The sequence below is a fragment of the Amycolatopsis sp. NPDC001319 genome (genome assembly GCF_042896185.1).
In the GTDB taxonomy this organism is placed as follows: domain Bacteria; phylum Actinomycetota; class Actinomycetes; order Mycobacteriales; family Pseudonocardiaceae; genus Amycolatopsis.
This window is the reverse complement of record NZ_JBIAWY010000011.1, coordinates 205,756-228,227: the sequence shown is the minus strand read 5'-3', so window position 1 is coordinate 228,227 and position 22,472 is coordinate 205,756. Positions and strand designations below refer to the sequence as shown.

General features: G+C 70.8%; 16 protein-coding genes. 9 read left to right on the top strand and 7 right to left on the bottom strand.

Translation table 11 applies throughout. From position 1 onward, the window contains the following. Positions 1-19: 19 nt before the first annotated feature. From hppD to ACFY1H_RS36440, 7 genes are all read left to right on the top strand, one after another. Positions 20-1,219 carry a 4-hydroxyphenylpyruvate dioxygenase gene (hppD, locus tag ACFY1H_RS36470; protein ID WP_386954149.1) on the top strand — a complete coding sequence of 400 codons (1,200 nt, stop codon included), beginning with the start codon at positions 20-22 and terminating at the stop codon, positions 1,217-1,219. 299 nt (positions 1,220-1,518) lie between these two features. Then, a complete protein-coding gene (locus ACFY1H_RS36465) occupies positions 1,519-2,064 on the top strand; it encodes a YbaB/EbfC family nucleoid-associated protein (RefSeq protein WP_386954146.1) in 546 nt (181 codons plus the stop codon). 38 nt (positions 2,065-2,102) lie between these two features. After that, positions 2,103-2,417 (top strand): type VII secretion target, encoded by a 315-nt coding sequence (locus ACFY1H_RS36460; protein WP_366579906.1) that lies wholly within the window; start codon positions 2,103-2,105, stop codon positions 2,415-2,417. Continuing rightward, positions 2,417-6,364, top strand: a complete 3,948-nt coding sequence (locus tag ACFY1H_RS36455; RefSeq protein WP_386954143.1) for a hypothetical protein — start codon at positions 2,417-2,419, stop codon at positions 6,362-6,364. Before ACFY1H_RS36460 ends, ACFY1H_RS36455 begins: the two co-directional genes overlap by 1 nt. Beyond that, on the top strand, positions 6,342-6,779 hold the full coding sequence (locus tag ACFY1H_RS36450) for a hypothetical protein (protein ID WP_386954140.1): 438 nt from the start codon (positions 6,342-6,344) through the stop codon (positions 6,777-6,779). Before ACFY1H_RS36455 ends, ACFY1H_RS36450 begins: the two co-directional genes overlap by 23 nt. A 63-nt stretch (positions 6,780-6,842) precedes the next feature. Further along, positions 6,843-7,289 (top strand): hypothetical protein, encoded by a 447-nt coding sequence (locus ACFY1H_RS36445; protein WP_285972541.1) that lies wholly within the window; start codon positions 6,843-6,845, stop codon positions 7,287-7,289. Positions 7,290-7,741: 452 nt separating this feature from the next. Next, a complete protein-coding gene (locus tag ACFY1H_RS36440; protein ID WP_386954292.1) occupies positions 7,742-8,539 on the top strand; it encodes a ferredoxin in 798 nt (265 codons plus the stop codon). Positions 8,540-8,545: 6 nt separating this feature from the next. Here ACFY1H_RS36440 and ilvA read toward each other — a convergent pair whose 3' ends face one another. Further along, positions 8,546-9,751: a threonine ammonia-lyase gene (ilvA, locus tag ACFY1H_RS36435; protein WP_386954137.1), complete on the bottom strand. Its 1,206-nt coding sequence runs from the start codon at positions 9,749-9,751 to the stop codon at positions 8,546-8,548. Between the two features lie 96 nt (positions 9,752-9,847). Here ilvA and ACFY1H_RS36430 point away from each other — a divergent pair, with 96 nt between their 5' ends. After that, complete coding sequence (locus ACFY1H_RS36430; RefSeq protein ID WP_366579914.1) at positions 9,848-10,147, top strand: hypothetical protein; 300 nt, start codon at positions 9,848-9,850, stop codon at positions 10,145-10,147. Positions 10,148-11,255: 1,108 nt separating this feature from the next. On the opposite strand, the gene ACFY1H_RS36425 is transcribed toward ACFY1H_RS36430, so the two are convergent. The 5 genes from ACFY1H_RS36425 to ACFY1H_RS36405 form a co-directional block, all read right to left on the bottom strand. Continuing rightward, a complete protein-coding gene (locus tag ACFY1H_RS36425) occupies positions 11,256-12,413 on the bottom strand; it encodes a cystathionine gamma-synthase (protein WP_366579916.1) in 1,158 nt (385 codons plus the stop codon). Positions 12,414-12,534: 121 nt separating this feature from the next. Next, the gene (locus ACFY1H_RS36420) at positions 12,535-13,272 is read right to left on the bottom strand and encodes a hypothetical protein (RefSeq protein ID WP_386954133.1); all 738 of its coding nucleotides are present in this window, start codon (positions 13,270-13,272) and stop codon (positions 12,535-12,537) included. Between the two features lie 85 nt (positions 13,273-13,357). Beyond that, positions 13,358-13,885, bottom strand: coding sequence for a hypothetical protein (locus tag ACFY1H_RS36415; protein ID WP_386954130.1), 528 nt, complete (start codon positions 13,883-13,885; stop codon positions 13,358-13,360). A 1,909-nt stretch (positions 13,886-15,794) separates the two neighbouring features. Next, positions 15,795-17,423, bottom strand: a complete 1,629-nt coding sequence (locus ACFY1H_RS36410) for a hypothetical protein (protein ID WP_386954127.1) — start codon at positions 17,421-17,423, stop codon at positions 15,795-15,797. Positions 17,424-17,537: 114 nt separating this feature from the next. After that, positions 17,538-18,908, bottom strand: coding sequence for a cystathionine beta-synthase (locus ACFY1H_RS36405; RefSeq protein ID WP_386954125.1), 1,371 nt, complete (start codon positions 18,906-18,908; stop codon positions 17,538-17,540). A 200-nt stretch (positions 18,909-19,108) separates the two neighbouring features. Between ACFY1H_RS36405 and ACFY1H_RS36400 the strand changes: the two genes are divergently transcribed. Then, positions 19,109-20,329, top strand: coding sequence for an acetyl-CoA C-acetyltransferase (locus tag ACFY1H_RS36400; protein WP_386954122.1), 1,221 nt, complete (start codon positions 19,109-19,111; stop codon positions 20,327-20,329). Between the two features lie 374 nt (positions 20,330-20,703). Here the strand turns inward: ACFY1H_RS36400 and ACFY1H_RS36395 are convergent, their stop codons facing one another. After that, the gene (locus ACFY1H_RS36395) at positions 20,704-22,260 is read right to left on the bottom strand and encodes a DHA2 family efflux MFS transporter permease subunit (protein ID WP_386954119.1); all 1,557 of its coding nucleotides are present in this window, start codon (positions 22,258-22,260) and stop codon (positions 20,704-20,706) included. Positions 22,261-22,472 lie beyond the last annotated feature (212 nt).

The following is a 22,472-nucleotide window of genomic DNA, read 5'->3' as shown; positions in this document are numbered from 1 at the left end:
GCGGACCCATGCTTTCGGCATGACCCACACCATGGATCCGCAGGGCGCACTCGACGACGTCAGCTTCGACCAGCTCCGTCAGCTCGTGGGGCTCGTCGAGCACGACGCCACCAACGACCCGTTCCCGGTCAAGGCTCTCGACGCGGTGGTTTTCGTCGCCGGCAACGCGACGCAGACCGCGTGGTTCTACCAGGTCGCGTTCGGCATGCAGCTCGTCGCTTACTCCGGGCCGGAGACGGGCCGCTTCGACCGCAAGGCGTTCGTGCTCAAGTCGGGCTCGGCGCGGTTCGTCATCACCGGCGGCGTGCGGCCGGACTCGCCGCTGCTCGACCACCACCGCCGCCACGGCGACGGCGTGAGCGACCTCGCGCTGGAGACGACCGACGTCGACAAGTGCGTGGCGCACGCCCGAGCACAGGGCGCGACGATCCTCGAGGAGCCGCACGACGTCTCCGACGAGCACGGCACGGTGCGGATGGCGGCGATCGCGACGTACGGCGAAACCCGCCACTCGCTGATCGACCGGTCGCGCTACGACGGCGTGTACCTGCCCGGGTTCGAGGCGCGCGAGAGCACGGTGAGGCGGCCGGAAGGCGCGCCGAAACGCCTGTTCCAAGCCGTGGACCACTGCGTGGGCAACGTCGAGCTCGGCAAGATGGACTACTGGGTCGACTGGTACCACCGCGTGATGGGCTTCGTGAACATGGCGGAGTTCGTCGGCGACGACATCGCAACGGACTATTCCGCGTTGATGAGCAAGGTCGTGTCCAACGGCAACCACCGCGTGAAGTTCCCGCTGAACGAACCCGCCGTGGCGAAGAAGAAGTCGCAGATCGACGAGTACCTCGAGTTCTACGAGGGCGCCGGCTGCCAGCACATCGCCTTGGCCACCAACGACATCATCGCCACGATCACCGCGATGCGGGCCGCGGGCGTCGAGTTCCTCGACACGCCGGACTCCTACTACGAGGACCCGGAGCTGCGCGCGCGCATCGGCGAGGTGCGGGTGTCGATCGAAACGTTGCAGGAGCACAAGGTTCTGGTCGACCGAGACGAGGACGGGTACCTGCTGCAGATCTTCACGAAGCCGATCGGCGACCGGCCGACGGTGTTCTACGAGCTCATCGAGCGGCACGGTTCGCTGGGCTTCGGGAAGGGGAACTTCAAGGCGCTGTTCGAGGCGATCGAGCGGGAGCAGGAGCGGCGAGGCAATCTCTGACGCCATCGGACACAGCCGAGGCAATCTCGGACGCCTTGCGGCGCCACAGGAAACCCCTGATCGGCGTGGTTGTCAAGGATTGAGTGGTACGAGCGGCCCGTTCGCGACGAAAAGTCGCGGGCGGGCCGCTTGCCACGTTTTGTGTCGGTGCGGGCACGTACAGTCGATTCAGGTGCCGGCGAGACCGGTTGACCCGGATGGCAAACTGGGCCGATCGGATCAATTCGGACGGCACCGGAACCTGGGGCGGGCCGGATCCGTCACTGTGGGGAAGTCGGCTCGAGAGGAATGGGGGCCCGATGTCGGACGGCGTCGACGCCAGCCAGCGCATGGTGGACGGCTGGACGCGGCAGCTGCAGGAGACGGCTGCGCGCTACCAGGCGATGGCCGACCGCATGCAGGGCCAGACCGTGACCGAGCGAGCGAAGGACGGCACGGTCGAGGTGACCGTGGATGCCAAGGGGCTGCTGAAGAACCTCGTGATCTCCGAGTCCGCCAGCGGCAAGCGGATGGCGGAGGTGTCGGCGCAGGTGATGCAGCTCGTGCAGAAAGCACAGGCGCGGATTCCCGAGCTGCTGCAACAGGTTGCGAGCGAGACGCTGGGCAGTGACGCCACCGGGGACAAGCTCGTGGAGGACGCGAAGAGCACGTTCCCCGCGCCGCCGCCGGAAGAGCCACCTCCGCCGCCCGCGCCCGTGCACCGGTTCGGACCCGAGGACAACGACCCGCCTCCCCCGCCACCGGCCACACCGCCTCGGCAGCAGGCGCCGCAACCGCCACCGCGTCGTCGCCGGGCCGAGACGTCCGACGACGATGATGACTTCGGCGGTTCGATCCTTTCTTGATTCCGGTTTCGCACAGCCATCCTGGGGGATGAAACACCATGGCACCTAAGGGATACGAGGTCGGCAGCGACCTCGAGGCGCACGCGCGCCAGCTCGACGGGATCAGCGACGGGCTGCGCCAGGCCGTCGACGCCGCGAACCAGGTCAGCATGCCCACCGACGCGTACGGCATCCTCTGCCAGCCGTTCCGCGCCATGCTCGACCCGGTGGAGGAGTTCGGCATCAACGCGTTGCAGAACACCGTCACGGCGATGGACGCGCAGGCGCAGAAGGTCCGCAACGCCGCGCAGGCGTACGAGACCTACGAAACCGGCACGACCGACGCCATCGCCTCCACGAAGGTGCCCGACTGATGGCCGACGGCAACCCGCTCGTCGCGCAGGCGAAGCAGGACGGAGACGGTCCCGGGCCGCTCACGGCGGGCAACGGCGACTACGGCTACGCCACGGGCATCGGCGTCGCCGAGTCGGCGATGGACGCGTTCAACGGCATCAAGGACGGCGACTGGGTCTCGGGTGGCCTCGGGGTGCTCAGCCTCGCGGGCGAGATCGCGGGCGCGGCGATCGACCCGTTCGGCTACCTGATGTCGTCGGTGGCGTCGTTCCTCATGGAGCACGTGCAGCCGCTGAAGGACATGCTCGACTCGGTGGCGGGCAACCCGCCCGTGATCCAGTCCTATGCGGACACCTGGGGCAACGTCGCGAAAGCGTTGCAGGACCGGCAGGCCGACTACGCCAACGCGGTGAAGACCGGCACTGCGGAGTGGACCGGCGACGCGGCCGACGCGTACCGCAAGGGCGCGGCGGAGTGCGCGGAGGCCCTTGGCGGGGCCGCGACCGTGGCGAGTGCGATCGGCACCGTCACGATGATCATGGGCCAGGTCGTGTCGTTCGTGCGGGAGACCGTGCGGCAGCTGATCGCCGATCTGGTGGGCAAGCTGATCTCGTGGGTCATGGAGGAGGTCTTCTCCCTCGGCTTCGGCACGCCGCTGGTGGTCGCGCAGGCCGTCACGGCGATCTCCAAGTGGGGCGAGAAGATCAGCGGGCTGCTCACCAAGCTGTGCGACACGATGCGCCGGGTGTCGCCGTTGCTCGGCAAGCTGGCCGACGTCTTCACGAAGATCATCAAGATCCTGGGCAAGCTGGCCGGCAAGGTCACGGGCCTCGACGTGATCAGCACGAAGAACATCAAGGCCGGCGGGTTCGCCCACCACACGGGCGGTGGCGGCGCCGGCGGTGGTTCGCACCACAGCGGCTCCGACGGGGACTCGCCCGGCGGGGAGGGTTCGGACAGCCCGGATGGCTCGCATTCCGGGGACTCGGAGGCCGACAGTTCCCACTCCGGTGATCCGGACTCCGGCGATTCGCGGTCCGGTGACTCCGATTCCGCGAGCTCGCACTCCGGCGACTCGGACGCCGACGGCTCGCACTCCGGTGACGGGGACTCCGCGTCGTCGAGCCCGGACGGCGGTCCCTCCACAAGGGACGGTTCTTCCGGTGATTCGTCGCGCCGGAGCACGGGCAACGGCACCCACGACGCCGGGGGTGACAACTCCGCGTCGACGTTCGGCGGCGATTCGCCCTCGTCCGGCGGCTCCGCGCCGCACAGCACCAGCGGCCCGTCCGGTGGCGGGTCGCCGAGCCACGCCGGTTCTTCGTCGAGCTCGCCGAGCCACGCGGGCAGCTCTTCGCCGTCCGGTGGCGGCAGTTCCGCGCCCTCGCACACGGGCGACGCGCCGAGCGCCCACACCGGTGACGCGCCCAGCTCGGCGCACGCGGGCAACTCGCCGTCCGGCGGCTCACCGTCCGGCGGCTCACCGTCGGGTGGCTCGACGCCGCACAGCAGCGGCGGGTCCGGCGGCGGCGCCCCGGCCCACTCCGGTGGTGGCTCTTCCGGGAGCAGCTCGCCGTCTTCGCACCAGAGCTCGGGCGACAGCTCGACCTCGGCCGCGGGCTACGCGCCGCCGAAGGTCGACGAGCCGGCGCCCAGCGCTCCCGCGCCGCGCACCGGCGATGGCGCCGGTCCGTCGGGCTCCACCGCGCCGAACCAACCTGTCGCGGGCGGCCTGCCGCCGCAGGGTGGTGCGCCGGCCGGTTCGCCGTCCGGTGGCGTCCCCGGTGGCACGCCGGCAGCCCGGCCCGGAAGCGGCGGTGGCTGGACCGGTACCCCGGGCAGCCCCGGCGCTCGTACTCCGGAACCCTCAGGTCCGCGCACCGGTCCCGATCGCGCGCCTTCGTCGCGGCGGCCCGGTGAGGGACCCGAGCCCTCCTCGCGGCGGCCCGACTCGGGTTCGCCGCGCCGCCCGAGTGAGCCGAACCCGCGCTCGCCCCAGAGCCCCGACGGGCCGCGCCGCCCGGGCGACCCGGCGGCGGGCGGGCCGCGGCGGCCGAGTGACACTCCGGAGCCCGCCGCGCGTGGTGGCTCGCCGACCGCGACCCGCCCGGAGGCTGACAGTCCACATCAGACTCCCGACGGCAAGCCCGGCGACCGGACCCCGCGCCACGGTGACCCCGACGATCGGGCTCCCCATCACAACGAGCCCGAGGACGGCGCTCCGCACCACGACACCGACGGTTCACCAGAGCACCACGACAACACCGATCACCACGACGCCGCCGATCATCACGACAACGCCGACCACCACGATCCGTCCGACCACCACGACACGCCCGACCACGACGGCGGGCCGCACCACCACGACGACGAACCCCTGACACCGGACGAGGTCAACCAGCACCACTCGGAAAGCACGCCGGCGGGCAGCTCGTACCACCGCGGCGACACGGACATGGGCGACCTCCCCCACCGCGTGCAGCCGGATCCGGACGGGCGCTACACCGTCGACGTGCACGTGACGTCCGACGGGCACGCACGCATCGGCGACCGGCACTACACGCCGGAGGAGTTCGCCGACGTCTTGCGTCACAACGCGGACTACGACGGCCGCCCCATCCGCCTGATCGGCTGCGACGCCGGCTCCAACGACTTCGCCAACCGGCTCTCGCGCGAGCTCGACACCGACGTCATGGCGCCGACCAAACCGGCGTGGACCGACGCGAACGGCCGGGTCTTCTCGTCCGACTACGAAATCGGGCCGGACGGCCGGATGCGGCCGCGGATCCCGCCGGACGGCGAGTGGTCCGTGCACCACCCGGACGGCACGTCGCACCACGCCGGCCAGGACGGCTTCGCGCCGGAGTCGCACCACCACGACCCGCACGACGTCGACGCCGACAGCGCCCACGCGCGGGGCGACGACGACGCCAACGGGGGCGTTCCGGAGGAGGAGTTCGACCTCCCGCCGGCGACCCGCACGTACAACCCGGACTCCCCGGAGTTCGACCGGCGGTTCGTGGACTGGGACCGGCCCGACGACTCCGAGTTCGCCGGCCCGCGCCACCGCGACGGCCACCCGGACGTCGACTCGCCGCGCGATCTCGACGACGTACCCGCTCGGACCAGCAACGCCGACCCGGACCCGGACGGCGTGCCGCAGACGCTGCACGACGAGCGTCCGCTGGCGGGCCACGCCGAGTACCGCGTGTCGTACGAAAACGGTGCCACCACGCGGTTCTACACCGACGCCGACGGCCACATCACGCACGTCGAGGCGACGCCCGGCACGTCATCGCCCAACCACAACCCCGACCTGCGCTACCCGCTGATCCCGGGCGCGCAGTACCGCGTGCCGAACTTCCACGACGCGGACAAGTCGTGGACCTTCCACATCGGCGAGAACGGCAAGCCCGACGCGATGACGGGCGACCCGAGCTTCGACGGCCGCAACGACACCTACCGCGACACCAACTCCCAGAACCGGTCCGGCGGCGAGGGCAAGGAGGCGTTCGCCGACCACCCCGAATACGGCGACAAGTACGAGAAGGTGCGCTGGGCGGGCGGGCACCTCGCGGCCAACGAGATGGGCGGGCCGGGTGAGTACGTCAACATGCACCCGCAGATGGCGGCGTCCAACAGCGGCAACTACCGCGACGGGTGGATCCACGAGGCCTCGTGGCGCAACCAGGAGACGGAGCTCGGCAAGTTCGCGAACACCGAGGGCCAGGACCTCCAGAACTACCAGGTCGCCATGCACGGCGACAGCAACGGCGTGCCGGAGAGCGTCACCATGCGCTGGCAGGAAGTGGTTTACAAGACCGACGCCAACGGGCACGTCGTGCTGGAGAACGGAAAAACCGTGGAGATCTCGCGCGTGACCAAGGAGCGCGAGTTCCCGAACAACCCCGCGGACATCAACTTCGGAAAGAACAGGCAGTACAGTGACCGATCCCGTTCCCGCTGAAATCGCGGCGGCACTGGCGAACGCGGCGCCGTCCGGGTGGGCGGAGATCGTGCTGACGGTGTCGGCGACCGTGGTGGCCAACGACTTCGCGCTGCAGGTCCGGATGCGCGACGGCTCCCCCGGCTCGATGGAGCTGCCCGCGCCGGTGAAGGCCGCGTTCCGCGCGCTGCGCGACGACATGTACGAACCCGGCCGTGGCACATGGTTTTCCGCGAAGGTCGTGCTGCGCCCTGAGTCGTCGCCGGAGTTCACCTACGACCTCGACGGCGACCCGAACTGGTGGCCGCCCTTGCACCCCAGCGCGTTCACGCGTGATCTGGAGGCGTACCCGCGCGACGACGAGCACGTGCCGGCATGGCTGCGAAAGCTGCTCGACGAGGGCGGCGAGCAGGACCGCCTGCGGGCCCAGGAGTGACCACGGGCCCCGTGCCATGATGGGGCCGCCCGAAAAGTCCGAACGATCAGGAGGACACCACCGATGCCGTTCAAGTGGCCGGAGCTGGACCCGATCCAGCAGAACGAGCTGCTGGGTGAGATCACCACGGCCGTGGTCGAAGCCCTGCCGCCGGGCTGGCAGCAGGTGATGATCGACTACCGCATGGTCGGTCGCAACGTCGACGTCGCCGTCGGGGTGAAGGATCCCAGTGGCACGTTCCGCCCGTGGGATCCGCCGGTCGACGTGTGGAAGATGTTCCAGCGCCTGCGCGGAGGCATGTACACCGAGGGCGAGGGAACGTGGTTCTCCGCGCGCTTCGGCATCGAGCCGCCGAGCCGGTTCACGATCCAGTACAACTGGCGCAACGAGCCGGACTTCGACCCGTACCCGGCCGCGGAGCAGTTCGCGATCGAGCAGGAGCGGTTCCCCCGCACCGAGGAGTTCATGCCCGACTGGTTCCGCGAGCGGCTCGCCGCCGCCGGCAACTGACACCACCGCGGGGAGACGCCTTGAGCCAACCGCCGGTACCCCTGAGCCCGGCCCAGCAGCAGGACCTCGTCCAGCGGATCGGCCAGGCGTGCGCCTCGGCCGTGCCACCGGGGTGGCGGCAGCTGCGGGTCGAGTACCGGGCCGTGGGGCGCCACGTCGAGGCCGACGTCGTCACCACGGCCCCGGACGGGCGCGACTACCCGGCCCGCCCGCACCCCGAGGCCGTCCGCCTCCTCGCCGTCCTCCGCGGCGGCATGTACCGCCGCGGCCGCGGCACCTGGCTCAGCGCGACACTCGTGTTCACCCCTCAGCACCCACCTCGCCTCGACTTCCGCCCCGACGTCGAACCGTTGTGGCGCCGCCCACCCCCACAACTCGGCTTCCAGGACGAACTCCGCTTCTTCCCCCGCTCGGATGCCTTCATCCCACCCTGGCTGCGCACCCGCGCAGGCCTGCCACCCCTCCCGGCGCCCTGGACGCCCGACACACCCCCGCCCCCGTCCCCGCCCGACCGTGCACCGACTGCGTACACGGGCCCGGCTGGGGCACCACCGCCCGCCACGCCGCCCCTTCCCGCCGATGCACCTGCCACACCACGCCAGGCAGCCGCGGCGGCCACTGGCGCGGACGCGGCTCCCTCACCTCCGCCGGAGAACAACGCTTCCGCGCCACTGCCAACGGACGGCGGCGAAGAGCCCGCGATTCGGCAAGAGGACTTGTCCGCGCCTGTACCGGCGACCGAGGACTCAGCCCCCTTACCCTCGGACACGGCCGTCCCCACTCCGGAAGCCGCTGCCGCTCCCGAGGAATCGGCCGGCCCCGTCGCGACGGTCGAGCCCGGCGTCGCCGATCCGCCGGCGACGACGGTGGCCGGGATGCGGACGCCGCGGGTTTACGACGGGCTCGACGACGCCGGGCGGCCCGTGGTCGAGCGGGAGGCGCTGGCCGAGGCGGAGCGAGAGCGGGTGCTGGCCTACCTCGAGTCCGCGCCGGCGGTGTTGGCGTCGCGGAGTTTCGACGTCGACGCGTTCGATCCGGGGCGCGTGGACGTGGTGCCGTTGACGTTCCGGACGGATGGCAGCTGGGTGTGGCCCGGCGCCGTCGCGTACTACCTGCGGGAGCACGCCGTGGCGCCGGACCCGGAGCTGCTGAGCCACATTCGCGGGCGGCGGTTCGAGGTGCCCGAGGTCGGGGAGCCGGCGCGGCAGCTGGCGCTGGCGGCGGTCACCGGGGAGCCGCCAGTCCACTGAGGACGGTCACGGCACGATGGTGAACCCGGCGTCGGCGAGGGCGGCCTCGACCTCCTTGCAGTGTTCGGGGCCGCGGGTTTCCAGGGCGAGCGCGACGTCGACCTCGCCGAGGGCGAGGCTGCCGGAGATGCGGGAGTGCTCGACGTCGAGGACGTTGGCGCCGAGGTTCTTCACGCACGTCAGCACGGAGACGAGCGAGCCGGGCCGGTCGGGCACGCGCAGGTGCAGCTTGAGGTAGCGGCCGCCGGCCGTCATGCCGTGCTGGATGATCTGCTGGAGCAGCACGGGGTCGACGTTGCCGCCCGACAGGATCGCCACCACGGGCGGCTCGAAGGCGCCCGGGTGCTGCATGAGCGCGGCGACCGTCGCGGCGCCGGCGGGCTCGACCACGAGCTTGCGCCGCTCGAGACACAGCAGCACCGCGCGGGACAGCGACTCCTCGCTGACCGTGACGACGTCGTCGACCAGCGAAGACACGTGCGCGTAGCTGACCGGGCCCGGCTCGCCGACCGCGATCCCGTCGGCCATCGTGTGCAGTTCGCGCAGGCGCACGGGCGAGCCGGCCGCCAGCGAAGGCGGGTACGCGGCGGCGTCCTCGGCCTGCACGCCGACCACGCGGATGTCGGGCCGCAGCCCCTTCACCGCCGCCGCGACACCGCCGACCAGGCCGCCGCCGCCCGTGGCCACGAGCACCGTCTTCGCGCCGGGCACCTGCTCCAGGATCTCCAGGCCGACGGTGCCCTGCCCGGCGATCACGTCGACGTGGTCGAACGGGTGGATGAACACCGCCCCCGTGCGCTCGGAGAACGCGATGGCCTCCGCCAGCGTCTCTTCGAGGACGGCGCCGTGGAGGTGCACGTCGGCGCCGTAGCTGCGGGTGGCCGCGAGCTTCGGCAGGGGCGCGCGCAGCGGCATGAAGACCGTCGACGAGATCCCCAGCAGCGACGACGCCAGCGCCACACCCTGCGCGTGGTTGCCGGCGCTCGCCGCGACGACGCCGCGGGCGCGTTCCTCCCGGGTGAGGCCGTGGATGCGGGTGTAGGCGCCGCGGATCTTGAACGAGCCGGTGCGCTGCAGGTTTTCGCACTTGAGGTAGACCGGGCCGCCGTGTAGGCGCCGCAGGTCACGGGCGTGTTCCATGGGGGTCACCCTGGTGATGCCCTCGAGGAGCTTGCGCGCCTCCTCGATCCGCTCGATGCTGACCAGTTCCATAGGTCGCGATGATGCCACCGACGGATGGCCGAGGTGCCACCGCCGCGGGACCGGTACTCTGATAACGGCAACCACACGTGATCAGGGAGTGCGACCATGGCCCGCGCGAAAAACGCCACGACCGCTCGTGGGACGCGCGCGACCCGTTCGGCCGGTGTCCTGCCCCTCGTGCTGGGCGTCGCCTCCGCCCTCGCCCTCACCGGCGCCGCCTACTTCACCGTCGACGCGGCCGGCTGCGGCGGCCACCCCCAGTACATCCGCCACGACAACCACGTCGAGCTCGTCGGCGGCTGCATCGACGGCTCCGAGCTCCCGGCCGCGCCCGCCGAGCAGCAGGAGGCCGTCCACCACTCGATGCACACGGCCGGTCCGCAGCCGAGCAGCTACCGGCCCTGACGGGTCTGGACCTCCCTTTGGAACCCCGCGGCCGCTGATCGGCGCGGGTTCTTGCGTGCTGAGGTCCGCGTCCGCGGCACCGTCACGCCGGCCGCCCAGAGGCACGCGCCGTCCGAGGTACACCTGAGTTATCCACAGCAGATCCCGCCGGCCGCGAGTTGTCCACAAATTTCCTGATCGCCAATTTTGTGCCCGTGACCTCGGTAAACTGGAGCAGGGCAGTCCCCCCGAGGAGGGCGGGGGTGTGGCAACGCTGTTGTGGTGGTGAGGGCCGATTGCCGGGTGGGGTGAGTGACGGCTTGTGCCTCGGGTCATGTGGCGTATCCCGGTGAGGGTGTTGGTTCAGTCGGTGTGGCGGAGTGCGCTGGTGGCGAGGTGGCGCGGGGCGGCTCTGACGCTGGGTTTGGCGCGGGCGAGCGAGTGGGCTTCGGTGTAGGTGACGTCGCGGATCCAGCAGAGTGTGCTTTGGGTGTGCCAGTAGCCGCGGGCGTAAGGGCTGAGGCGGCTGGGGTGGGCCCATTGGCCAGTGATGGTGGTGATCCCGATCGCGGTGTGGGTGGTGTGTTCGCCGCTGGTGTGGTGGGTGGTGCGGCGTGCGATGAGAAGCGCATGAGTCGCGTGCGGGAACTCGATCGCGGGATAGCCGAGGAAATCGCCGAGATGCGAGCCGGCCAGTCACCCGGCGCACGGTCGCCTCGTCCGGGCGACCTACCCGCCCTGATGCCGATCGCGGCCAGCAACGCCAGCACGTGGTGCGGGCATCCGCGGCCCCTTCGCCGATCGCGGCGAACGAGCGTGCTCCGCGACTGCGGCCAGGATCAGAATCAAGGCCACGGAACGGCGAACACCGTGTCGGTCACACGGGTCTGGTACCTGACACAGGAGTCACGCAGGTGCATGGCCCATTCCGGACTCGCGCCCGGGGTGATGCGCGGGTTCAACCGATCAAGGATGGCGGGCATGAGGCCCGATGCCGCGGGCCCTGCAACCACGCCACAAGACTTTGCCGGAGCCCTGCCGAAGACGCCGGGGATGTGGCCACCGAGCAAGCCACAGCAGAAACCCCGCACCACGACAGAGTGGCACGGGGTTTCGCGAGAACGCAGACTCAGCCCAGCGCGGCCGTGAGGTCGGCAACCAGGTCGGTGCCGTCCTCGATGCCGACGGAGAGGCGCAGCAGGTCGTCCGGGACCTGGAGCGTGGAGCCCGCCGTGGAGGCGTGGGTCATGCGGCCCGGGTGTTCGATGAGGGACTCGATGCCGCCCAGGGACTCGGCCAGGATGAAGAGCTTGGTGCGCGACGCGACTTCCAGCGCGGCCTGCTCGCCGTCGGCGTGGCGGAAGGACACCATGCCGCCGAAGCGGCGCATCTGCTTGGCCGCGACCTCGTGGCCGGGGTGCTCGGGCAGGCCCGGGTAGTAGACCTTCGAGACCTTCGGGTGCTTGGCGAGCGTCTGCACGATCAGCTCGGCGTTGTCGCTGTGCCGCTCCATGCGCAGGGCCAGCGTCTTCAGGCCGCGCAGCGTGAGCCACGCGTCGAAGGGGCCGGGGACGGCGCCGGCGGCGTTGCGAAGGTAGAAGAGCTGCTCGCGGACCTCGTCCTCGTTGGTGAGCACGGCGCCGCCGACGACGTCGGAGTGGCCGCCGAGGTACTTGGTCGTGGAGTGGACCACGATGTCGGCGCCGAGGGCCAACGGCGTCTGCAGGTAGGGCGTGGCGAAGGTGTTGTCGACGACCAGCCGCGCGCCCGCGTCGTGGGCCACGCCGGCCAGCGCGGCGATGTCGGCGATGCCGAGCAGCGGGTTGGTGGGCGTCTCGCACCAGATCAGCTTGGTCTCGGGCCGCAGCGCGGCGCGGACCTCGTCGACGTTCGCGAGGTTGGCGACGGTGTGCTCGATGCCCCAGAGGCTCAGCACCTTGTCGATCAGGCGGAACGTGCCGCCGTATGCGTCGTTGCCCAGCACCAGGTGGTCGCCCGGGCGCAGGGTCGTGCGCAGCACCGCGTCGGACGCCGCCATGCCGGACGCGAACGCCAGCGCGTGCCGGGCGCCTTCCAGCGAGGCCAAAGCCTGCTCCAGCGCGGTGCGCGTGGGGTTCGCCGTGCGCGAGTACTCGTAGTCACCCTCGCGGGTGCCGCCGACGCCGTCCTGCGCGTAGGTCGACGTCTGGTAAATGGGCACGATGACGGCGCCCGTCCGCGGATCGGGCTGCTGCCCGGCGTGGATGGCGCGTGTTTCGAAACCCAGCACGGAGTAGTCGTCGACCATGGTTCCAGGGTACGGCCCGGTACCGACAATCCCGCCAGGTGGGATGGAATTCACGCTTGCCTGGACCTGTCGTCGCAGGTCCCGCCGGTGCGGTCCCGCAGTGCGCCGGCGGGACCGTTCGTCACCAGCTTTGTTGCGGAGGGTAGGTGCCCGGGTACTGCGGCTGCGCCGGCGCGCCGAGCCCGACCCACAGCTGGGTCGGCTTCACGATCGCGAGGACCAGCGTGGCCACCGGCGGGATGAGCCCGACGAGCGCGCCGGCGATGCCCACGCCCAGGAACTCGGCCGACGAACCGAGAGCGGTGGCGCCCGCCGCGCTGAGGATCACCGAGATCAAAGAGAACGCGATCGAGACGCCGCAGCCGATGATCACGCACATCCGGCCCGCGGGCTTGTGCATGATCAGCGCGATGGCGCCGTAGAGCAGCAGGCCGGCGAGCGCGAGGTCGACGACCAGCGAAATGATGAAGAGAATCTCCGTCCCGTGGAACGTCGCCAGTCCGACGATCGAGCTGATCACCCCGAGCAGCGCGACGATGCCACCCAGGATCGCCAGCACGGCCGCGGTGATCGCGGTTCCGCCGCCCGGCTTCTGCTGCAGTATGCCCGGTCCGCCCGGGTACGCGGGGAACGGCTGGCTCGGCTGACCGTACTGCTGGGGGTACTGGCCGGGCACCGGCTGCGGTCCCGAATACGGCTGCCCCGGCATGGGCTGCGGACCGGAGTAGGGCGCCGGCTGCTGGCCCGGGTACGGCTGGCCGTAGGGCTGCTGACCGGGGAAGGCCTGTGGGCCGGAGGGCTGCTGGCCGTACGGCTGCTGCGGATTCTGCCCCTGGCCGGGGTTCTGGGGATAGCTCACGGAAGTCCTCGGGAATCCGGCCCCCACCGGCTGCGGGGAGATGTCCTCGTATCGTGCCAGGCTGGAGACGTTTGCGGGGCGAAAATCACCACTGTCCGGGCGCGTAGGTCCGGTACCTGAGATACGAGAACGTCGGACGCAGCGCCGCCAGCACCAGCACCAGCGGCGCCAGCACCACCAGCACGGCCCGGTCGACGTCCGCGAACGCGTTCAGCGCGAAGACGGCCTCGAAGTAGGCCGCGTAGCCGCCGTTGCCGAGCGTCGGCTCCAGCAGGATCGCGCCGATGGCGATCACCGCGCCGAGGATCAGCAGCACGGCGCCCGCGGTGGCGCGGAAGATCGCGGCGAGCGCGCCGACGAGCAGGAAGAGGCCCGCGCCCAGGTAACCGCCGAGGTCCACGAGTGTCCACACAGGAAGGTCGCCGAGACTGAACCCCGAAGGGATGTCGATGAACAACGTCACCGGCAGGTAGCCCGCCGCCCCGGCCGCCACGAGCCCCAGCAGCGCCGCGACCAACGCCGTCGCCCCGGACGGACGCCCGCGCCGCGCCGGCGGTTCCCCGTGCGCGGGACCTGACCGCTGCTGCGCTGGAGATCCGTACGGGCCGCTCAACTCTGCTCCCCCTCGGGCCGAAGGCGAAAACGAACGGCTCACCCTAGCCCGGAAATCGCGATCATGGACGAGAAATGGTGAAGCGATGAAGAACCAGTGCCCGTTTCGCCCAGGTCGGGTAATGGCCCAAGATCAGGAGGGTAGGGGTGTTACTGAAAAACGGCATTTCTCAATTTTTCGCAAAGATCCGCTGTGTGGGTGACGCGGTGGGGCGTCGGGGGCTCCGCGCTATCGGAGCGCAACGGGATAAGTGCCGACAGTGGGGAAAAGTCCGCGGAGACGGGCTTCGGTCGTGGGGGCTTGCAATACCGAACGGTATTCGACGAGCGGCCTTGTCTGCCTGATCCTCAACGCCACTGCCGACAACAAGTTCGCGGCACATCGCGAAACCGAACAGCGCTCCGAGAGTCCGGCCGACGAGGCAAACGCCCGCGGCGACGGAACTCAGCGACTCGCCACGACCGGAACTTCCCCACACAGCGCACCGCACAGGTTCAGCCATCGACGGTCCCGAACGGCCACGACTGACTTCGCAAACACAACACCGGCCGGGACACCGAACCAACCTCAGGGGACGGTCGGCTGCCGGCGCAGTGAAGGTTTGCAGAGCCCAGCAATCCACCACCGCGCGGCGCCAGTGGGCACTGGCGCGCTGCAACTTGCAGACGGCGGCCGCAGCTATGCCGGGCGCCCGGCGAACGACCGCGAGTGCGGAGCGACGTCAGCTTCAGCACAAGCGCCACCAACGGACACGGCGGCGCAAGGACAAGCGCGAGTCGACCTACAAAAGGATGGCGGCAGCCGTTGCCGACAGGCGGCGCAGCGAACGACCGCGAGAGTGGAGCAACGTCGCCCTCAGCACGAGCACCGCCGACGGCAGGCCGCGTAAGGGCAATGGCGAGACCACCTGCGATCGGGCGGTCCGCAGTCATAGCCAGGCGGCGCGTCGAGCGACCACGAGAGCGGAGCGATGCCAGCCCCAACGCACGCGTTGATGCGGGCAGGGCAGCGGGAGAGCAAGCGCAAGTCGACCTGCGAAAGGACAGGCAATCATTGCCCGTCAGCGGCGCGGCCGACGACCGCGAGAGCGAAGCGACGCCAGCCTCAGCACAAGCGCCACCACGGACACGGCAGCGCAAGGACAAGCGCAGGCCGACCTACCAAAGGACGGCCGCAGCCGTTGCCGGCAGGCGACTGCGAGAGCGGAGCAACGTCGCCCTGAGTGCGAGCGCCGCCACGGGGAGGGCAGGGGCAACGGCGAGTCGACCTGCGAAAGGACGGCCGCAGCCTTCGTTGGCATGCGGCGGCGCGAGCGGAAGGGCGTCGGCATCAGCGCAACCGCCGCTGCGGGCAGGGCAGCGCGAGAGCAAGCGCAAGCCGACCTGAGAAAAGGCTGCCCGCAAGTCATCGCCGTGCCACGGCGCGGCGGGCGGCGGCCCGAGCGGAAGGGCGTCGGCATCAGCGCAACCGCCGCTGCGGGCAGGGCAGCGCGAGAGCAAGCGCAAGCCGACCTGAGAAAGACCTGCCCGCAAGTCATCGCCGTGCCACGGCGCGGCGGGCGGCGGCCCGAGCGGAAGGGCGTCGGCATCAGCGCAAGCTCCGCTGCGGGCAGGGCAGCGCGAGGGCAAGCGCGAGTCGACGTGCGACAGGGCTGCTTGCAGTCATTGCCGGGCGGCGGCGCGGCGGACGACCGCGAGAGCGAAGCGACGCCCCCCAGCACGAGCGCCACCGCAAGCAGGCAGCGCAAGAGCAATGACGAGTCGGCCCGCGGACGGGCGGCCCGCGGTTGTTGCCGGGCAGCACGGCGGGTGAAGGTGGGATGACGGTCCTGTCGGTGCAAGTCCCTGGACAGCGAAAGGCCCCTTCGGTGACATCCACCGAAGGGGCCGTTCACGTGAAGCTCAGCTGGTCACCACTGCTGTTGCTGCGGTGACTGGCCGTAGCCCGGGGGCTGCTGCCCGGGCGGGGGGCCGTAGCCCGGGGGCGGCTGTTGGCCGGGCTGGCCGTAGCCGGGGGGCGGGCCGTAGCCCGGAGGGGGCTGCTGGCCGTAGCCGGGCTGGGGCTGGCCGGGCTGGGGCTGGCCCGGCTGGGGGAAGCCGCCGCTGCCGGGCTGGTCGCCGGGCTGGCCGTAGCCGGGCTGGGGTTGGCCGTAGCCGCCGGGCTGGGGGAAGCCGCCGCTGGCCGGGTTGGGGGTGCCGGGTTGCTGGCCGAAGCCGGGCTGGCCGAACGGGGGTTGTTCGCCCGGCTGGCCGAAGCCAGGCTGACCCGGCTGACCCGGCTGGCCGGGCTGACCCGGCTGGCCGGGCTGACCCGGCTGGCCGCCGAAGCCCGGCTGGCCGAAGCCCTGCTGCGGCTGGCCGAAGGGGCCCGGCTGGCCGAAGCCGCCCGCGCCACCCGCGGGGCCGCCGAAGCCGCCCGGGGTGCCGCCGCCGAGGCCGACGAACTGGGCGGTGGGCGGGATCAGGCCGAGGAGCCCGACGATGAAGATCAGGATGCCGAAGATGAGCGTCGGCATGCCGATGCTGTCGGCGCCGTTGCTGCCGGCCTGGTCGAGGAGCTCCTGGTTCGGCGTGGAGCCGGCGATGAGCAGGATGCCGAAGACGCCGAGCAGCACGCCGCCCACGGCGACCACGATCGGCACGATCTTCTTGATCCCGCCGCCGAGACGGCCGGCCAGGATGAGCCCGGCGCCGCCCGCGATGGAGACGACCGCGCCGACCAGGACCATGATCACGTAGAACCAGATGGCGCCCGGCGAGGCGAGGCCGGACTGGCTGAGCAGCTCGTCGACCTTCGCGTCACCCGCCGACTGGCGGGCCTGGTCGAGGCTGGACGAGTAGTCGCTCGCGTCGCCCATGTAGAGGAACGACCAGATCAGCGACAGCACACCCAGCAGCGCCACGACGCCACCGGCGATGAAGCCGTACATGCTGTTGCCGCCACCGGACGCGGCGGGCGCGGCGCCGAAGGCCGGCGGCGCTCCGAAACCGCCCGGCTGACCCGGCTGACCCGGCTGGCCGAACCCGCCCTGCGGCGGCGCGCCGAACGCACCCTGACCCTGGTCGAACCCGCCCGGGGCACCGAAGCCCTGCGGCTGGCCCGGCTGACCCGGCTGGCCGAAGCCACCAGGAGCGCCCGGGGCACCCGGCGCACCGGGCTGTCCCCCGAAGCCCGGCTGGCCGAACCCGCCACCCATGGCAGCGGGGTTGTCGGCCGCGCTCGGCGGCGGGGAGTACGGGATGGCCGGCGGCTGCGAGCCGGGCGGGACGAGCTGCGTCGACTCGGCGCCGAAGTGGCTTTCGCCGCCGGCGTTCGCGTCACCGGGCCGCACGACCTGCGTGGGCTCGGGGGCTTCGCCGAACAGTCCGCCTTCGCCCGAAGACGGGGCCGACGGGTACGGCTGGCCCGGCTGGACCACCTGGGTCGGCTCCGACGCGCCGAAAGGACTGTCCTGCTGAGGTGTGGGACCACTCGGTGGGCCCTGCGGCGGCTGCTCGCCGCCGTCCCCGGGCTGGTTCGGTGGCTGCGGAGCACTCATGTGGGTCTTGAACCCCCTTGACGAGGACGCGAAAAAGTTCTATCGCGCCCACGCTATCGGATAGCGGGGCAGGGCGCTCGGAACGCCCCGGCCCGCTTTGCCGATTTGTCGTCCTTAACGCCCAGCCAGGAAGCCGAGCAGATCGTGCCTGGTGACGACGCCCGCGGGCTTGCCGTCGATCAAGACCAGCGCGCCGTCCGCGCCCTCGAGCGCCTTCATCGCGGAGCTGACCTGTTCGCCGGCGCCGATCGTCGGCAGCGGCGGGGACATGTGCGTCTCCAGCTTGTCCGCGAGCTGGGCCTTGCCGGTGAACAGCGCGTCGAGCAGGTCGCGCTCGTTGACGGCGCCGACGACCTCGGCGGCCATGACCGGCGGCTCCGCGCTGACCACGGGCATCTGGCTCACGCCGAACTCCGACAGGATCGCGACGGCCTCGGCCACGCTCTCGTTCGGGTGCGTGTGCACCAGGCTGGGCAGGGAGCCACTCTTCTTGGTGAGCACGTCGCCCACCGTCGCGCCGGAGGAGTCGGGCGGGAGGAAGCCGTAGGACGACATCCAGTCGTCGTTGAAAACCTTGGTGAGGTAGCCGCGGCCGCCGTCGGGCAGGAGGACCACCACGACGTCGTCCTCGGTCAGGCCCTCGGCGAGCTTCAGCGCGGCGGCCACGGCCATGCCGCACGAACCGCCGACCAGCAGGCCCTCCTCCACCGCGAGGCGGCGGGTGGTTTCGAACGAGTGCGCGTCGGAGATCGGGATGATCCGGTCGGCGATGCCGCGGTCGTAGGTCTCGGGCCAGAAGTCCTCGCCGACGCCCTCGACCAGGTACGGCCGACCGGTGCCGCCGGAGTAGACGGAGCCCTCGGGGTCGGCGCCGACGACCTCCACGCGGCCGTCGCTGGCCTCCTTGAGGAAGCGGCCGGTGCCGGAGATCGTGCCGCCCGTGCCGACGCCGGCGACGAAGTGCGTCACCTTGCCCTCGGTCTGGCGCCAGATCTCGGGGCCGGTGGAGAGGTAGTGGCTCTCCGGGTTCGCGGGGTTGGCGTACTGGTTGGGCTTCCACGCGCCGTCGATCTCGCGGACGAGGCGGTCGGAGACGTTGTAGTAGGAGTCGGGGTGCTCGGGCGCCACGGCCGTCGGGCACACGACGACGCGGGCGCCGTACGCGCGCAGGACGTTGCGCTTGTCCTCACTCACCTTGTCCGGGCAGACGAACACGCACTTGTAGCCCTTGCGCTGCGCGACCATGGCCAGGCCCACGCCCGTGTTGCCCGACGTCGGCTCCACGATCGTGCCGCCCGGCCTGAGGGCACCCGACGCCTCGGCGGCCTCGATCATCCGCAGCGCGATGCGGTCCTTCACGCTGCCGCCCGGGTTCACGTACTCGACCTTCGCGAGCACCAGCGGCTTGAGCCCCTTGGTGAGGGAGTTCAGCTTGACCAGCGGGGTGTTCCCCACGAGGTCGACGATGTGCTCGGCGTACTCCACGACTGCGCTCCTGCCCTTCCGCGCCGGATCTCGGCGGCGACGCCCAGCCTAAACGCTGGACCTGCGGCGCTGTCCACTCAGGCGGACGCCCGATAGTGGTCCACGTCGCCTTCGGCTTTGCGAGACGCGGGACACGCGGCACTATGGTGAGCAACCGCTTAGCGCCCGCCGTTGTCACCGACCCGAGGAAGTGTCACGCCATGCCCGAAGCCGTCATCGTCTCCACCGCCCGCTCCCCGATCGGCCGTGCCGCCAAGGGCTCGCTGGTCAGCATGCGCCCCGACGACCTCGCCGTGCAGATGATCCGGGCGGCGCTCGACAAGGTGCCGCAGCTGGACCCCGCCGACATCGACGACCTCATGCTCGGCTGCGGCCTGCCCGGCGGCGAGTCCGGGTTCAACATGGGCCGCGCGGTGGCCGTCGAGCTCGGGTACGACCACCTGCCCGGCTGCACGATCACCCGGTACTGCTCGTCCAGCCTCCAGACCACCCGCATGGCGATGCACGCGATCAAGGCCGGCGAGGGTGACGTGTTCATCTCCGCGGGCGTCGAGACGGTGTCGCGCTTCGCGAAGGGCAGCTCCGACTCCTGGCCCGACACGCACAACCCGCTCTTCGCCGACGCCGAAACGCGCACGAAGGCGACCGCGGAGTCGGGCACGGACAGCTGGACCGACCCGCGCACGGAGGGGAACGTCCCCGACGTCTACATCGCCATGGGCCAGACCGCCGAGAACCTGGCGCGCCTCAAGGGAATCACGCGCGAAGAGATGGACGAGTTCGGCGTGCGCTCGCAGAACCTCGCGGAGAAGGCGATCGCCGACGGCTTCTGGGCCAAGGACATCACGCCGGTCACCCTCCCCGACGGCACCGTCGTGTCCAAGGACGACGGCCCCCGCGCCGGCGTGACCATCGAAGGCGTGTCCGGTCTGAAGCCCGTGTTCCGCCCCGACGGCCGCGTCACCGCCGGCAACTGCTGCCCGCTCAACGACGGCGCCGCCGCCGTGATCGTCATGTCCGACACCAAGGCGCGCGAGCTCGGCCTCACTCCGCTGGCCCGCATCGTGTCGACGGGCGTCACGGGCCTGTCGCCGGAGATCATGGGCTACGGCCCGGTCGAGGCCTCGAAGCAGGCACTCGCCCGCGCGGGGATGTCCATTTCGGACATCGACCTCGTCGAGATCAACGAGGCGTTCGCCGCGCAGGTCATCCCGTCCTACCGCGACCTCGGCATCGACCTGGACCGCCTGAACGTCAACGGCGGCGCCATCGCGGTCGGCCACCCCTTCGGCATGACGGGCGCGCGAATCACCTCGACGCTGATCAACTCGCTGCAGCACCACGACAAGCAGTTCGGGCTGGAGACGATGTGCGTCGGTGGCGGGCAGGGAATGGCGATGGTGCTGGAGCGCCTTTCCTGAGTTAGAACACGGACGAAGGGCCGCTCGCGACGTTGTGCGCGGGCGGCCCTTTTGCTGTCCCTGAGGCGTGATGCCTGACGACCGGCGCGGGGACACCGCGGCGAACACCAGACTCGTCGGAGGCGGTGCGTCTCGCGCGATTCCCATGGAGCCGCAGAGCAAGTAAGCGGCAGCTATCCGGCCGGTTCGGCGCGAAGTAGCCAATCGCTCGCCCGGTGATCCCGTGACACCAAGGAAACCGGTCACCCTGACAAATCACACCGCGGCTGCCGCTCGGGTGGCGGGGCGGGATCGCACGAGGAAACCCCAGCCAGCACAGGAAAGGGCCGCCCGCGGCAAGCGCGAAGCGGCCCTCCCCCGTGGAGCAAACCAAGTCAGTGCAACGGCGCCGCCGGCACCGGAGTGGCCGCGTCGTCGGAGCCGGTGGCAGGGGGCGACGGGATGAAGCGCTTGTTCGGCAGGAAGGCGGCGGGCACCAGGCAGACCGCCAGGATCACCGTGGCGATGAGGAAAGGCGTCGCGAAGGCGCCGGCGGCGAGGGCGGAGGCGGCGGTGTGCGTGGCGGGGTTCAGGGTGGCCGCGGTGGCCGCCAGCTGGCCCTGGTTGGTGGGGACGCCGAAGCGCGAGCCGAGCAGGGCGGCCAGCACGATGGACATGATCGCGGAGCCGATGGCGCCCGACGTCTGCTGCAGGATGCTCGTGGTGGTCGAGGCCTTGGCCATGTCCTCGGAGCGCAGCGTCTGCAGGGCGGCGGACGTGATCGGCATCATCGTGCAGCCCATGCCGAGGCCCATGACGAACGCAGCCGACAGCAGCAGCGCGTACGGCGTGGTCGACGTGACCTGCGTGAACGGCACCATGCCCACCACGATCAGCGCCAGGCCCGGCAGCACGATGCGGCGGGCGGCGAACTTGTCGAACAAGCGGCCCGCGATCGGCATCATGATCATCGCGCCGAAGCCCTGCGGGGCGAGCAGCAGGCCCGCGTGCAGCGCGGATTCGCCGCGCACCAGGGTGAAGTACGTGGGCAGCAGCAGCATCGCGCCGAAGAAACCCATGCAGAACACCGAGAGCGTGATCATCGAGACCGAGAACGTCCGGTTGCGGAACAGGCCCAGGTCCATCAACGGGTCGGCCACCCGCAGCGCGCGCAGCACGAAACTCACCAGCAGGACGACGCCCGCGACCGCCGGCAGCCACACCTCGATCGCGGTGACCGTGCCCGTGGACGGGATGCGTGAGACGCCGAAGATCAGCGCCGCGAGGCCCGGCGACACCATCAGCAGGCCCGCGAAGTCGAAGCGGCCCGACTTCGTCGCCTTGTCCTTCGGCAGCAGGCGCAGCGCGAGCACGAACGCGACGATGCCGATCGGCACGTTGATGTAGAAGATCCAGCGCCAGCTCACGGCGTCGACGAGCCAGCCGCCGAGGATGGGACCGCAGATCGGGCCCAGCAGCATCGGCACACCCAGCACGGACATCACGCGCCCGATGCGCTGCGGCCCCGCCGTGCGCGTCAGGATCGTCATGCCCGCGGGCATCAGCATGCCGCCGCCGAGGCCCTGCACGACGCGGAAGATGATCAGCGACTCGACGTTCCACGCCAGCCCCGCCAGCATCGACCCGACCAGGAACGTGCCGATGGCCAGCAGGTACAGCCGTTTGGTGCCGAAGCGGTCCGACGCCCAGCCCGTGACCGGGATGACCGTGGCCAGCGCGAGCATGTAGCCCGTGGCGACCCACTGGATCGTGTCGAACGACGTGGAGAACTGGATCGTGAGCTTCTGCAGCGCGACGTTGACGACCGTGGTGTCGAGGATCGCCATGATGGCGCCGAGCACCACCACGGAAGCGATCTTGAGCACTCCACGGTCGAGTTTGTCATCGAGCCCGGCGGCGCCCGGCGCGGCCGGGCTCGGTTGTGCGGACATGCGGTGGACCATCCCCATCGTTCGGAAGCGAAAGGTCACGCAAGCCCCAGTTCGGGTCCCCCTTGCGTGACTTCGTCGAGGCTAGAGGACGCCACCGACAAAAAGCCATCGATTTCGCCCGAAGCACCACGTAGACGACTTTTCGCGTTCTCCGGCCGGCCACGGAAAGTCCTCCACCTGCGCTGATGCGGCCAGGAATTGGTCCCGCACAA

Bases quoted from the DNA above. Each gene is read 5' to 3' on its own strand.
- ACFY1H_RS36395 (WP_386954119.1), bottom strand. From the start codon at position 22,260: ATGTCCGCACAACCGAGCCCGGCCGCGCCGGGCGCCGCCGGGCTCGAT.
- ACFY1H_RS36410 (WP_386954127.1), bottom strand. From the start codon at position 17,423: ATGAGTGCTCCGCAGCCACCGAACCAGCCCGGGGACGGCGGCGAGCAG.
- ACFY1H_RS36455 (WP_386954143.1), top strand. From the start codon at position 2,417: ATGGCCGACGGCAACCCGCTCGTCGCGCAGGCGAAGCAGGACGGAGAC.
- hppD (WP_386954149.1), top strand. From the start codon at position 20: ATGACCCACACCATGGATCCGCAGGGCGCACTCGACGACGTCAGCTTC.
- ACFY1H_RS36445 (WP_285972541.1), top strand. From the start codon at position 6,843: ATGCCGTTCAAGTGGCCGGAGCTGGACCCGATCCAGCAGAACGAGCTG.
- ACFY1H_RS36425 (WP_366579916.1), bottom strand. From the start codon at position 12,413: ATGGTCGACGACTACTCCGTGCTGGGTTTCGAAACACGCGCCATCCAC.
- ACFY1H_RS36400 (WP_386954122.1), top strand. From the start codon at position 19,109: ATGCCCGAAGCCGTCATCGTCTCCACCGCCCGCTCCCCGATCGGCCGT.
- ACFY1H_RS36460 (WP_366579906.1), top strand. From the start codon at position 2,103: ATGGCACCTAAGGGATACGAGGTCGGCAGCGACCTCGAGGCGCACGCG.
- ACFY1H_RS36465 (WP_386954146.1), top strand. From the start codon at position 1,519: ATGTCGGACGGCGTCGACGCCAGCCAGCGCATGGTGGACGGCTGGACG.
- ACFY1H_RS36430 (WP_366579914.1), top strand. From the start codon at position 9,848: ATGGCCCGCGCGAAAAACGCCACGACCGCTCGTGGGACGCGCGCGACC.
- ilvA (WP_386954137.1), bottom strand. From the start codon at position 9,751: ATGGAACTGGTCAGCATCGAGCGGATCGAGGAGGCGCGCAAGCTCCTC.